Source organism: uncultured Azohydromonas sp. (assembly GCF_937926365.1).
Lineage (GTDB): Bacteria > Pseudomonadota > Gammaproteobacteria > Burkholderiales > Burkholderiaceae_C > Azohydromonas.
The window spans coordinates 1-13,161 of sequence record NZ_CALAOH010000147.1 but is presented as its reverse complement, the minus strand read 5'-3'; the positions used below and the strand labels follow the sequence as shown (position 1 = coordinate 13,161).

Annotated in this window: 11 protein-coding genes and 1 pseudogene; 7 read left to right on the top strand and 5 right to left on the bottom strand. The window is 71.2% G+C overall.

Annotated elements, in window-relative coordinates:
• From Q0741_RS15860 to Q0741_RS15835, 6 genes and pseudogenes are all read left to right on the top strand, one after another.
• A pseudogene (locus tag Q0741_RS15860) lies at positions 1 to 354 on the top strand (bb3-type cytochrome oxidase subunit III); the annotation flags it as partial.
• 24 nt (positions 355 to 378) lie between these two features.
• A complete protein-coding gene (locus tag Q0741_RS15855) occupies positions 379 to 1,071 on the top strand; it encodes a heme-copper oxidase subunit III family protein (RefSeq protein ID WP_298234169.1) in 693 nt (230 codons plus the stop codon).
• A gap of 9 nt (positions 1,072 to 1,080) precedes the next feature.
• Positions 1,081 to 1,437, top strand: a complete 357-nt coding sequence (locus Q0741_RS15850) for a cytochrome C oxidase subunit IV family protein (protein WP_298234168.1) — start codon at positions 1,081 to 1,083, stop codon at positions 1,435 to 1,437.
• 108 nt (positions 1,438 to 1,545) lie between these two features.
• Entirely contained in the window at positions 1,546 to 1,821 is a 276-nt protein-coding gene (locus tag Q0741_RS15845; RefSeq protein ID WP_298234167.1) for a type II toxin-antitoxin system HicA family toxin, read from the top strand.
• Between the two features lie 104 nt (positions 1,822 to 1,925).
• On the top strand, positions 1,926 to 3,650 hold the full coding sequence (locus tag Q0741_RS15840; protein ID WP_298234166.1) for an AMP-binding protein: 1,725 nt from the start codon (positions 1,926 to 1,928) through the stop codon (positions 3,648 to 3,650).
• 36 nt (positions 3,651 to 3,686) lie between these two features.
• Entirely contained in the window at positions 3,687 to 4,634 is a 948-nt protein-coding gene (locus tag Q0741_RS15835) for a ribokinase (RefSeq protein ID WP_298234165.1), read from the top strand.
• A gap of 86 nt (positions 4,635 to 4,720) precedes the next feature.
• On the opposite strand, the gene Q0741_RS15830 is transcribed toward Q0741_RS15835, so the two are convergent.
• The 4 genes from Q0741_RS15830 to Q0741_RS15815 all read right to left on the bottom strand — a co-directional run bounded on the left by Q0741_RS15830 (position 4,721) and on the right by Q0741_RS15815 (position 9,183).
• On the bottom strand, positions 4,721 to 5,545 hold the full coding sequence (locus tag Q0741_RS15830; protein ID WP_298234164.1) for a sensor histidine kinase: 825 nt from the start codon (positions 5,543 to 5,545) through the stop codon (positions 4,721 to 4,723).
• 223 nt (positions 5,546 to 5,768) lie between these two features.
• Positions 5,769 to 6,461: an HAD family hydrolase gene (locus Q0741_RS15825; protein WP_298234163.1), complete on the bottom strand. Its 693-nt coding sequence runs from the start codon at positions 6,459 to 6,461 to the stop codon at positions 5,769 to 5,771.
• 661 nt (positions 6,462 to 7,122) lie between these two features.
• Positions 7,123 to 8,226: a hypothetical protein gene (locus tag Q0741_RS15820; RefSeq protein WP_298234162.1), complete on the bottom strand. Its 1,104-nt coding sequence runs from the start codon at positions 8,224 to 8,226 to the stop codon at positions 7,123 to 7,125.
• Between the two features lie 237 nt (positions 8,227 to 8,463).
• The gene (locus tag Q0741_RS15815) at positions 8,464 to 9,183 is read right to left on the bottom strand and encodes a Crp/Fnr family transcriptional regulator (protein WP_298234161.1); all 720 of its coding nucleotides are present in this window, start codon (positions 9,181 to 9,183) and stop codon (positions 8,464 to 8,466) included.
• A gap of 310 nt (positions 9,184 to 9,493) precedes the next feature.
• Here Q0741_RS15815 and Q0741_RS15810 point away from each other — a divergent pair, with 310 nt between their 5' ends.
• Complete coding sequence (locus Q0741_RS15810) at positions 9,494 to 12,070, top strand: hybrid sensor histidine kinase/response regulator (RefSeq protein WP_298234160.1); 2,577 nt, start codon at positions 9,494 to 9,496, stop codon at positions 12,068 to 12,070.
• 1 nt (position 12,071) lies between these two features.
• On the opposite strand, the gene Q0741_RS15805 is transcribed toward Q0741_RS15810, so the two are convergent.
• A partial coding sequence (locus Q0741_RS15805) for an ATP-binding protein (RefSeq protein ID WP_298234159.1) occupies positions 12,072 to 13,161 on the bottom strand: 1,090 nt, incomplete at its 5' end.

Below are 13,161 nucleotides of genomic sequence, written 5' to 3'. Positions count from 1 at the left end.
GTGCGTCATGGCGCGCTGGCGGCGGCGCGGCGCGACCTGCTGCTGGGCGGCGGCTGCGCGCTGGCCTTCGTGCTGGCGCAGGGCTGGGCCTGGCAGGCGCTGCTGGCGCTGCAGGTGCGGCCCCAGGGCAACGCGGCCGCGGGCTTCTTCTTCCTGCTCACGGCGCTGCATGCGCTGCACGTGCTGGGCGGCCTGGCGGGCTGGGCCCTGGCGCTGCTCGGCCTGGCGCGGCAGCCCTGGCGCGTGGCGCTGGTGGCGCGCTACTGGCACTTCCTGCTGCTGGCCTGGCTGGCGCTGCTGGCCACGCTGGCCGGGATCACGCCGCAGGTGGTGCGCTTCGTCTGCGGCGGCTGAGCGAGCCCGCAAGGAGTCTGTGCCATGCAGTCCCAATCAATGCCTTCCGCAACCACAAGCCCATCCCCGCCCGGCGGCTGGCGCGGGTTTGTGCGCGACTGGGCGTCCGACCGCGAAGCCTTCCCCGTGCCCTGGGGCAAGGCGATGATGTGGATCTTCCTGCTCAGCGACACCTTCGTCTTCGGTTGCTTCCTCACCGGCTACATGACGGTGCGCGTCTCCACCACCGTGCCGTGGCCCAACCCGAGCGAGGTGTTCGCGCTGCACATCGGCGGCGTGGACGTGCCGCTGATCCTCATCGCCATCATGACCTTCGTGCTCATCAGCAGCAGCGGCACGATGGCCATGGCCGTGACCATGGCGATGCGGCGCGACGCGCGCCGCGCCGGGGCGCTGATGATCGCCACGGCCGCGCTGGGCGCCACCTTCGTGGGCATGCAGGCCTTCGAGTGGAGCAAGCTCATCAGCGAGGGCGTGCGGCCCTGGGGCAACCCGATGGGGGCGGAGCAGTTCGGCTCCACCTTCTTCATGATCACCGGCTTCCACGGCCTGCACGTGTCGGCCGGGGTGGTGTACTTGCTGGTGGTGGCCACGCGGCTGCTGCGCGGCCGCTACGAGCGCAGCGGCAACTACCAGATCGTCGAGATCGCGGGCCTGTACTGGCACTTCGTCGACCTGGTGTGGGTCTTCATCTTTGCCTTCTTCTACCTCTGGTGAGGGCGCGCCATGGACGTTGACAAGGCCACCGATTCCGCTGCTCCCATGCCCGTGCAGCCGGCCCACGGCGAGGGACATCCCATCGGGCTGTACCTGAAGGTGTGGGGACTGCTGTTCGTGCTCAGCACGCTGTCGTACCTGGTGGACTACTTCCACGTGCAGGGCCTGCTGCGCTGGATCCTGATCGTGGTCTTCATGCTGCTCAAGGCCGGGCTGATCGTGGCGGTGTTCATGCACATGGCCTGGGAGCGGCTGGCGCTGGTGTGCGCCATCCTGCTGCCGCCGCTGGCGCTGCTGGTGCTGGTGGCGCTGATGGCCATCGAGGCCGGGCACACGGAGGCGGTGCGGCAGATGTTCTTCCGCTGAAGCCGCGGCGCCGTACCGTTTCGGCAACGGGGGCAAGGTGGCCGGGCTTGGACGATGGCCGGCGCGGTGGAACCATCGCGGCATCAAGCCGAGCCCGTGGAGACGCTCATGAGCCACCGTGTCGCCAACCTGTTGCGCACCATCTACCACGACCCGCCCAGCGGCAACGTGCACTGGCGCGAGGTCGAGTCGCTGCTCAAGCACGTCGGCGCGGACGTGGAGCCGATGTCGGGCGCGCGCATCAAGGCCCGCATCGGCCACATGGAGGGCATCCTGCACCGCCCCCACCACAGCAACGTGCTGGATGCCAGCGGGCTGCTGCACCTGCGCCAGTTCCTGGCGCGCGCGGGCGTCACGCCCTCGCAGTACGAGAGCAAGGAGTAGCGGCTGTTCACCACGCTGGCAGCTTTTGCAACCTGTTCGGCACGCATCGTCGCCGTGCGCTCGCTAAGTTCCCCGGTTCGGACGCCTGAGATCACGGAGACAAGATGAGCGAGGAAATTCAAGCGCGGCGCGGTGTTGCGCCCATCGATGGCCTGTCGCACGTGCAGGGCCCCACGGACGTGCCGCTGTCCACGGCCACCATCCCGGCGCTGCTGGCCGATACCGTTTCGCGCTGGCCGGACCGGCCCGCCGTGGTGTTCCGCGAGCAGGGCGTGCGCTGGACCTGGGCGCAGTTCCAGGCCGAGGTGGACCGCCTGGCCGCCGGGCTGGCCGCGCTGGGGCTGCAGCGCGGCGACCGCGTGGGCATCTGGTCGCCCAACCGCGTCGAGTGGCTCGTCACGCAGTTCGCCACCGCGCGCATCGGGCTCATCCTGGTCAACATCAACCCGGCCTACCGGCTGGCCGAGCTGGAGTACGCGCTCAACGCCGCGGGCTGCCGCGCCATCGTCACGGCGCAGCGGCTGCGCAGCTCGGACTACATCGGCATGCTGCAGACGCTGGCGCCCGAGCTGGCCCAGTGCGAGCCGGGGCGGCTGAAGTCGAGCCGGCTGCCGCAGCTGGAGCTGGTCATCCGCATGGGAGAAGGCCGCACGCCCGGCATGCTGGGCTACGACGAGGTGCTGGCGCGCGGCGAGGGCGCGGGCCGGGCCGGGCTCGATGCGCGCAGCGCGGCGCTGGACTGCTTCGACCCCATCAACATCCAGTTCACCAGCGGCACCACCGGCAACCCCAAGGGCGCCACGCTCACGCACCACAACGTGGTCAACAACGCGCGCTTCGTGGCCCAGGCCATGAGCTTCAGCGAGCAGGACTCGCTGTGCATCCCGGTGCCGCTGTACCACTGCTTCGGCATGGTGCTGTCGGTGCTGGCCTGCGTTTCCACGGGGGCGCAGATGGTGTTCCCGGGCGAGGTGTTCGACCCGGCCGCGACGCTGGCCGCGGCGGCGCAGGAGCGCTGCACCGCGCTGCACGGCGTGCCCACCATGTTCATCGCCGAGCTGGACCACCCGGACTTCGCGAGCTTCGACCTGAGCCGCCTGCGCACCGGGATCATGGCCGGCTCACCTTGCCCGATCGAGACCATGAAGCGCGTGGTCTCGCAGATGCACATGCGCGAGGTCACCATCGCCTACGGCATGACCGAGACCAGCCCGGTCTCGTTCCAGAGCTCCACCAGCGACGACCTGGCGCGCCGCGTCAGCACCGTGGGCCGCATTCAGCCGCACCTGGAGGCCAAGGTGGTGGACGGCACCGGCGAGGCCGTGCCCGTGGGCGAGAAGGGGGAGCTCTGGGTGCGCGGCTACTCGGTGATGCAGGGCTACTGGGGCGACGAGCAGAAGACCCGGCTGGCGGTGACGGACGGCTGGATGCACACCGGCGACCTCGCCACGCTGGACGCCGAGGGCTACTGCAACATCGTCGGCCGCGTGAAGGACATGCTCATCCGCGGCGGCGAGAACATCTACCCGCGCGAGATCGAGGAGTTCCTGTTCCGCCACCCCAAGGTGCAGTCGGTGCAGGTGTTCGGCGTGCCCGATGCCAAGTACGGCGAGGAGGTCTGCGCCTGGATCGTGCTCAAGCCCGGTGAGAGCGCCACCGAGGACGAGATCCGCGCCTTCTGCAAGGACCAGATCGCGCACTACAAGGTCCCGCGCTACATCCGCTTCGTGCAGGAAATGCCCATGACCATCACCGGCAAGGTGCAGAAGTTCGTGATGCGCGAGCGCATGGTCGAGGAGCTGGGGCTGAAGGTGGCGAAGACGGCCTGAGGCGCATCATCCCGGGCGAAACCGCCTGGAAGGCCCATGGAGATGACGCAGCAACCCGTGAGCGCGGACGTGGTCTGCATCGCCAGCTGGAACGTGGACCTGGTGAGCCGCATTCCCCGGCCGCTGGCGCGCGGGGAGACGCTGCTGGCCTCGGGCTTCGACATGGGGCCCGGCGGCAAGGGCTCCAACGCCGCCATCGCCTGCGCCCGCCAGGGCGCGCGCGTGGCGCTGGTGGCGCGCATCGGCGACGACGACTTCGGCCGCATGGGGCTGGCGCTGTGGGCCGGCGAGGGCATCGCGGCGCAGCTCGTGCGGATCGCGCCCGGCGAGCGCAGCGGCGTGGCGCAGATCCTGATCTACCCGGACGGCGACAACAGCATCGCCGTGGCGCCCGGCGCGAGCGCGGGGCTGGATGCGCGGCAGGTGCAGTCCGGCGCCGCCACCATCGCCGCCGCCCGGGTCGTGATGGCCTCCTGCGAGGTGCCGCTGGAGGCGACGCTGGCCGCGTTCAGGCTCGCGCGCGCCCATGGCGTGCGCACGCTGCTGAACCCCGCGCCGGCCAGCCCGCTGCCCGATGAGCTGCTGGCGCTGACCGACGTGCTCACGCCCAACGAGACCGAGCTGCTGGCCCTGGCCGGCCCGGAGCACGCCACGGCGGACGAGGCCGCCGGCGAACTGCTGCGCCGCGGCGTGGGTGCCGTGATCGCCACGCTGGGCAGCGCCGGTTGCCGCCTGTGGCGCGCCGGCGGCGCCGGCCACGCCGTGCCCGGCTGGCGCATGGAAGCGGTGGTGGACACCGTCGGCGCCGGCGACACCTTCACCGGCAGCCTCGCGGCGGCGCTGGCGCGCGGCGAGGCGCTGGAGGCCGCCATGGCCTGCGCCAATGCCGCCGCGGCCCTGTCCGTCACCGGGCGCGGCGCCATCGGCGGCATGCCCTCGCTGCAGCGCACCCGCGAGCTGCTGGGCACGCGGCGCGAGGGCTGAGCCGGGCCTCGCAAGGTCCACGGGTTCCCGAACGGGGGTGGGACACCTGAAAACCCCGTGGCTTCCCGTGAAGCCTGCACCGTCGCTCAATCGCCGAGCGGTGCCGCCTCTGCCTCCTCGCCCGCCGCCTGCCGCGGGTGCAGCCGCGGGTGCAGCGGCAGCGTCACCAGCACCGTCGTGCCCTGGCCGGGCGCGGACTCCACCTCGAAGCGTCCCTGCAGCGCCGCCACGCGCTCGCCCATGCCCACCAGGCCGAGCCGGCCGCGCGGCGCGGCGTCCATGTCGAAGCCGGCGCCGTCGTCCTCGATGCTCAGCTGCAGCTGCCCGCGCAGCACCGACAGCGCCACGCCGACCCGGCTGGCCCGCGCGTGCTTGGCGATGTTGGTCAGGCACTCCTGGACGATGCGGTAGGCCGCCGCCGTCACGGCTGGCGCCGGCGCGTGGTGCTCGAGTCCGGTGATCAGCAGGTCCACTGGCACGCCGAACAGCCCGCTCCAGTGCGACACGTGCTGCCGCACCGCCTCGGCCAGGCCCTGCTGGCCCAGCGCCGGCGGATGCAGGCTGAACACGGCGCGGTCCAGGTCCACGTCGGCCGCCGCGATCAGCGACTCCAGCAGCGCCAGCCGCTTGTGCAGCAGCCCCGCCTGGCGGCTCTTGTGCGCGTCCGCCATCGTCAGCCGCATCGCGCACAGCTGCTGGCCGACGGTGTCGTGCAACTCGCGGGCGATGCGCTGGCGCTCCCGCTCGACGGCCTGGGCGACAGCCAGTTCCAGGGCGGACGGCTTGGCGCAGGCGCTGGACAGCATCTGCAGCTCGGCCCGCCGCAGCAGGCGCAGGCTTTCCGACATGGTTTGCAGCAGCCGGCGCGAGGCCTCCCGGCCCGGCCACGAGGTGTTCTGCCGTCGGCGCAAGAGCGCCGTCTGCCGTTCCAGCCGTGTTTCAGCGGTACGGATCAGCAGTTGGGATGTTTCAGCCGGCTGCAATGCGAGCTCCCCGCCCTGGCAACCCCGGGCGATGCCTGGGACTGAAGCAGGGCGTGATCCCGGAGGGTGGCAGGGGAATTTTCGGCGCCGGCCCCGGGCTGCTGGCCGCTGCTGCCCGAATGCGGCCACTGCAAACCCTGAGGGGGCCGCTTCACCCGCCCGGAATGCGCCGCCTGTAGATGGGCGACTCCTGCCACGCCCGCACCAGCGCGGCCGGGTGGTCGTAGAGGGCCACGGCCCCGGCCAGCGCCGCGTCGCCCCACCAGCCACCACAGCGCAGGGCGATGGTGTCCACGCCGGCGGCACGCGCGGCTTCGACGTCGTAGGGCGTGTCGCCGATCATCATGGCCTCCACCGGCTGTACCCCCGCGCGCTCCAGCGCGGCGTGCACGATGTCCGGATCGGGCTTGGACTGCTCCGCGTCGTCCGAGGTCGTCGCCGCCTCGATGAGGTCTTGCACGCCGGCCTGGCGCAGCAGCGCTTGCAGCTCTTGCCCCTTGGCCGAGGTGGCGATCACGACCTTGATCCCGTCGTCGCGCAGCCGCTGCACCAGCTCGCGCGCGCCCGGTGTGGGCTCCAGCCGGGGGAGGTACTCCTTCAGGAACAGCTCGCGCCGCTCGTCGCCCAGTTGCTTGCCCCGCGGCGACTCGTGGTCGATGCCCACCAGCTCGGCCAGCAGCTTGTCCGAGCCCTTGCCGATGAGCGGACGCACCTGCTCGAAGGTAGGCGGCAGGCCGTGGCGGCCGAACACCTCGGCCCAGGAGCGGGCATGCGCGTCGTTGCTGTCCAGCAACGTGCCGTCGATGTCGAGCAGTACGGCCTCGGTGGGAGCGAGTTCCTTCATGGCGTGGCGGGCAAGCGGTGACTGGCCTGGTGCTCAGCAACCGCGAGGCCCATGTGGCGGATGGCCCGGGGTTTCTGCCGCTTTTCCCGGGGTTTTCCCGGGAAATTGTTGAAATTGCGTCTCAAATACGGTTCCGGGTATTTATCAGGGTGTTAGTTGCGTCTTGCTTATTGCCCCTTGCCGTAGTGCATATATTTGGTAAACACGCTTTTGGTGGAACTAAGATGAGTTTTTGCAATACATTGGTTCCCGCCCGGAAAGGATTGTGGTGATGTATCAAGAATAATAACAAGGCGTGGTTGGAGAGCGGGGCGGCGGTGCGTGGTTTCGGTTCCGGGAATTCGCCGTGCCCGCTGGTTGATGAGCTCGCAGAGGGCGGCTGGGTGCGAGTCCAGCAGCGTCATGAGTAATTTCGCTATTGGCGAGTTGCTGCGCCGGATTTTTATCGTCTCTGCGACTGCCGGGGCGGTATTTGATGTCCATAAGGCCCGCTAAGCCATGGGTACGAATATCTGGGAAGGGCCGTGATTCGAATGCCTGCGTGCCAGGACGCCGCGGAGAGAGCGGCATGCCATGCCCGCAGGCCTAACTGATGGGGCGAAACCGTCGGGGAAGGAGGGGAGGGAGCAGGGGCCGCCACCGCAGGGCGGCCCCTTTCTTGTCATAGCGCGTTGGTGCAGCCGGCCGTGAAGGTGCTCGGGCAGACGCTGGACAGGCCGCCGGCGGCATCCTTGGGGAAGCCCGCGGACTTGAACATCTGCAGCACCTTGGCGTAGGGCACCAGCGGCTCCGTCAGCGTCTTGCTCCAGAACAGGTAGTTGGCGTGCAGCCGGCCCTTGGCGAAGGCGTAGAGCGAGCTCACCGCCGGCGGCGCGTAGGGGCCGAACTGGTAGGTGGTCACGTAGTTCTCGGCCTGCACCGAGGGCCCCAGCGGCACCTTGCCGGCCGCGCTGTCGTAGAGCGGGTAGGCCGAAGCCTCCAGTGTGCTGTCGTTGAGGAAGGTGTCGGGGCCGCCCAGCGCCACGCCGGAAGACAGCATGTTGCTCACCAAGCCCGGCATGTAGGGCTTGGGGAAGTTGATGAACTGCAGCACCACCGTGTTCGGGAAGGCCTTGCGCGTGGCGGTGTCCACCTGCGCCAGGTTGGCGAAGAAGTCGGCCTTCTGCGCCTCGGTCAGCGGCACCACCGCCTGCCCCAGCGCCGTCTCGTTGAAGGCGATGCCCTCGAAGTTGTTGTCGGCGTTGTAGCGCCGGCCCAGCGCCTGGGACAGCGCGATGAGGCGGTCGCGCACGGCGGGCACGTACAGCGCGACGTTCTCGCCCGTGGTGGCCTCGGTGCCCACGCTGTCCTTGCCGTTGATGCGGATGCGGTAGACGCCGTCGCCATAGGCCGCCGTGTGCAGGTAGTCCGGTACCGCGCGGGCGCCGGCCTTGAAGGCCTTGGTGCTGATGGTGATGAAGAGCTGCTTGCCCGCCGCTCGGGCCAGGCCCAGGTCGCGGTCGATGCGGGAGTAGTCGTACACGCCCGGGGCGGTCTCGATGTCGCGCCAGGCGTAGCGCACCATCACGCCGCGCACGTTGGGCAGCGCACCGATCTCTTTGAAGGTCTGCGTCACGAGGTAGTCGCCCGCGTTGGCGCCCAGCGCGACGTAGTGGCCCGGATGCCACTTCACGCGCGCCTCGCCGGCCGCCAGGGCCTGCGGCCCGGTGCACGCCAGCATCAAGGCCGCCAGCGCGAGGGAAGGTTGGAGTCGGAAGTTCTTCATGCTGTTCTTCAGTGCCGGAGTCGCCGCGCCGGGAGACGCCCGCTGGCCACAGCCGCGCGCGGCCCACCGGCCCAAGCCATCGACCGGAGGGTCGCGGGTGACTGGATGGAAAAAATGGGTCCGCACGGGGCATCGGCCCCGCGACGCGGCAGTGAACGCCCCCGTGGTTAGGGGATGCGCATGGGGTAACCAGGCGCTGCCGCGAATGCCGTCACGGGCTGCTCCGGCAGCACCGCGTTACAGCAGCGGCTCCACCAGCCGGGCGTAGAGCGCGCGCGTGGTGCCGTAGCACTCGCAGGCGAGTTCTTCCAGCCGCGGGCGGTCCAGCAGCTGGATGCGACCGCGCCGCTGCCCGATGACACCGGCCAGATGCAGCGACACCAGCACTTCGCCCACGGACTGGCGCCGCACGCCCAGCATTGCCGCCAGCATCGCCTGCGTGAGCGCGACGTCGGTAGTGCCGGCGCGGTCCGCGGAACTCAGCAGCCAACGGCACAGGCGCTGGCGCACCGAGTGGTGCGTGTTGCACACGCAGGTCTGGCTGCTGAAGCGAAAGCCATAGGCCACGTAGCCGTTGAGCAGCCGGCACGCATGCGCGCTGCGGTGCACGCCCTCGTTGAACGGCGCCACGCCGATGCGCACGATCTCGCCGTCGGCCTGCTGGATGACGGTGTCGGGGCTGTCCACGATGCCCAGCCAAGCCGGCAGACCTACCAGGCCCTCGTTGCCGACGGTCTGCACGTCGGCCATGGCGCCGTCGCGCAACCGCACGACCACCGAAACCACGCCACGCGTGGGGAAGCACACGTGGCTGATGCGGCTGCCCTCGCGGTACAGCTCCTCGCCGGCACGCCCGGCGCGGCGCTCAACGGCTGGAGCAAGCACCGGACAGTCCTGCAGCAGGCGGTCCAGCAGGCGGTTGTGCGGCTCGTGCGCGGGCCCGGCGTTCGGTCTCATGGCCGGCCTCCATGGGTTCCCCCAAGACACGAATCGCAGCAACCTCCATGCCCCGCGCGCCCGGAACTTCCTCACGCAGCCCGGGGCAGGCACATGGGTGCTAACCCCAGGCCGCTGGCCGATCTGTAAACCAGCCGGCATACAGTTCGCTCAAAAGCTGAAAATTGTCACTAGTAGTTTCTGCTGTTGGGTTGGTTGTGCGCGCTGTTTCCGGTGGTGAGTGGGTGGTGGCTGCTTCGCATGCATGCATGCGCCAGCCAGGGCAGGCGCCTTTCACGGTGGCCGGAGCGCGCCCGCGGCGCGGTGCGGCATGAAGTCGAAAGCTGGGGCCCTGGTGCGCCGCTGGCCGCTGAACACCAAGATCGCGGCGCTGTTGGTGGCGGCGTCAATGCTGCCGCTGGCGCTGGCTGCCTGGATCGACCTGCGCCAGGCGCAGCAGCGGTTGCTGGAGTCTTCAGCCCGGGTGGTGCAGGCCCGCACCGCGCAGCTGGCGGACGCCCTGGACGACTTCAACCGCGGCCACCAGCTACTGGCGGCGAGCCTGGCGCGGCTGGACCAGGTGCGGGCCTTCTGTGCAGCCGATGAGCGCGCCCGGGCCGGGACGCGTGCCGCGCTGCAGCGCCTGCTGGCGGTTTTCGTGGACAAGGAGGCGGGCGTCGAGAGCGCAGCCCTGGTGGACACCGCCGGCGTCGTCGTGGCCGCCAGTGACGGCGCCCTCGTCGGCGCCAACCGGGCCATGCGCGCGCACGTGCAGGCGGCGCTGCAGGGCAGCGCCTACACCTCGGACGTGCTCCTGATCCAGACGCCGCACGGGGAGCTTGCGGCCATCGTCCATGCCGCGCCCGTGGCGGTGCCGGGCGCGCCGGACTGCGCGGTACTGGTGGGCGTCAATGCCGCGGTGCTGTGGCAGCGGGTGAAGGCGGCCGGCGCTCAGGCCGGGGTGCAGGGCTATGCCCTGGTGCTGGACCGTTACGGAATCCGTATCGCCCACAGCAACGACGCCGTGCTCATGTTTCGCCCGGCCGGTGCGCTGCCGGAGGCGGACAGGGCGCAACTCGTGGCCGAGCAGCGCTTCGGCGAGCGCACGCGCGCGCTGGTGGAGGACGCGCGCGTGTTCCAGCCCGTGTTCGAGCGCGCCCTCGCGGCCCGGCTCGATGCCGGGGTGTTCCGGGCCTATTCGGAGGTCTACCAGGGCTGGAACCAGGGCGCCGCGCGCCGGCTGGAGACGGTGCCGTGGACGGCGTTCTACCTGGTGCCCGAGGGCGGGCTGGAGCAGCAGCTGGCGCAGCTCACGCGGCACAAGGCGATGCTGGCGCTGGCCATCATGGCGCTGGCCGGCGCCGTGGGCTGGTTCCTGGCCGCGGGCCTGGTGCGCCGGGTGCACGGCCTGGCACGGGCCACCACCGCCATTGCCGGCGGCGACCTGTCGGCGCGCGTGCAGCCCGGCGGCACGGACGAGCTGGGCCAGCTCGCGGAGGATTTCAACGCCATGGCCGCGCGGCTGCAGGGCCAGGCCGCCGAGGTGGCGCAGCGCACCGCCGAGCTCGAACGCGCGCAGCAGGCGCTGGCGCAGCGCGCGGTGCAGGCGGAAGCCGCCACGCGGGCCAAGAGCGCCTTCCTGGCGCACATGAGCCACGAGATCCGCACCCCGATGAACGCCATCCTGGGCCTGACGCACCTGATGCTCAGCGACGGCACCGAGCCGCGGCAACTGCAGCGGCTGCACAAGGTGGAGGCCGCGGGGCGGCACCTGCTGCAACTGCTCAACGACATCCTGGACCTCTCCAAGATCGAGGCGGACAAGATGGCGCTGGAGCACATCGATTTCGCGCTGGACGGCGTGCTGGGCGCCGCGCTGGACCTCGTGCGCGAGGGCGCGGCCTCCAAGGGGCTGGCGCTGGCGCTGGAGCGCGACGACACGCTGCCGCCGTGGCTGCGTGGCGACCCGACGCGGCTGAAGCAGGCGCTGATCAACCTGCTGTCCAACGCCGTGAAGTTCACCGCCCGCGGCGAGGTGCGCCTGCGCTGCGCCCTGCTGCGCCACGAGGAGGCGACGCTGCTGCTGCGCTTCGAGGTCAGCGACACCGGCGAGGGCATCCCGGCCGACCGGATGGGGGCGCTGTTCCGCGCTTTCGAGCAGGCCGACGTCTCCACCAGCCGCCGCCACGGCGGCACGGGGCTGGGCTTGGCGCTGACGCAGCGCCTGGCCGAGCTGATGGGCGGCGAGGTGGGAGCGCACAGCCGCGTGGGGCAGGGCAGCCGCTTCTGGTTCACGGCTCGCCTGGCCCTGGGCGAGGCGCCGCCGGCACCGGCGCCGGCCGTGGCACCACGGCCGGCGCCAGCCCCCGTGCCTGCTCCCGCCTCTGCATCCCAATCCGCGTCCGCGTCCGCTTCCGGGCCGGTGGTGCCGCAGCCGCTGTCCCAGGCTCCGGCGCCGCAACCGGTGTCCGGGGCAGCGCCGATCCCGGCCCAGGACGCCCGAGCGCTGGTGCGCCAGCGGCATGCCGGCGCGCGGGTGCTGCTGGCCGAGGACAACCCGGTGAACCAGGAGGTGGCCCTGAGCATGCTGCGCGCCGTGGGGTTGGCGGTGGAGGTGGCCGAGGACGGCGAGCGCGCGGTGGCGGCGGCGCTGGCGCGGGACTTCGACCTGATCCTGATGGACTTGCAGATGCCCAACATGGGCGGGCTGGAGGCCGCGGCGCTGATCCGCGCCCGCCGCCCCGCGCTGCCCATCGTCGCGATGACGGCCAACGCCTTCGCCGAAGACCGCGCCGCCTGCCTGGCCGCCGGCATGAACGACCACCTCTCCAAGCCCGTGGAGCCGGCGCTGCTGTACGTCAGGCTGCTGCAGTGGCTGGCGCGGGAGGGAGTGGCGGCGGGGGGGTGACTCACCCGCGCTCGCCGCGCATCCCCCCCGGCACCGCAACGCCCGTCGCGCATGCCTCCGCCCCGCCGCAGGCCGCGTCCTCCCGCGGCACCTGCAGCGTCAGCGTCACGGCGAAGGTGCTGCCCTGGCCCGGATGGCTGTGAAGCTCGACCTGGCCGCCCATGAGCGACACCAGCTGCCGCACGATGGCCAGGCCCAGCCCCGTGCCGCCGAAGCGCCGCGTGGTGGAGCCGTCGGCCTGCGTGAAGGGCTCGAACACGCGCGCCTGCGCCTCGGCCTCGATGCCGATGCCGGTGTCCTGTATCTCGAAGCGCAGCGTGCGGCGGTCCGCCTCCTCGGCGAGCTGGCGTGCGCGCAGCGTCACGCTGCCCGCGGGGGTGAACTTCACGGCGTTGCCCAGGAGGTTCAGCAACACCTGCTTGAGCCGCAGCGCGTCGCCGCACAGCCGCTCGGGCAATGGCATAGCGGCCTCGAAGCGCAGCGCCAGGCCCTTGGCCGTGGCCTGCGGGGCAACCAGGGTACGCACCTCCTGCAGCAGCGCCGCCAGCGCGAAGGGCTCGTGCTCCAGCCACATCTCGCCGGCCTCGATACGCGAGATGTCCAGCACGTCGTTGGTCAGCGCCAGCAGCAGCTCGCCCGCCTGCCGGATGTGGCCGGCATGGACCAGCGCCTTCTCGGGCAGCGCCATCTGCTCCAGCAGGTAGCCCAGGCCGATGACGGCGTTGAGCGGCGTGCGCAGCTCGTGGCTCATGGTGGCCAGGAACAGGCTCTTGAGCCGCGTGGTCGACTCGGCCTGCTCGGCGCGGCGCGCCGCCTGCTGCTCGGCCACTTGCTGCGCCTGCAGCGCGGCGTTGAGCTCGGCGGTGCGCGCCTGCACCAGGGCCTCCAGGTTCTCGCGGCGGGCTTCGAGCTGCGCCTTGAGCTGCTGCTTCTCGGTGACGTCGGTGAAGGACAGCACCACGCCGACGAGATGTCCCTCGGGGCCGCGCAGCGGCTCGGCGTTGCAGCGCAGGAGGCGCCGGCCGCGGCCGGGCACCTCCGCCGCCAGCAGCGCGCCGTGCTGCGGCTGCCCGGTGGCCAGGGCCCGGGCC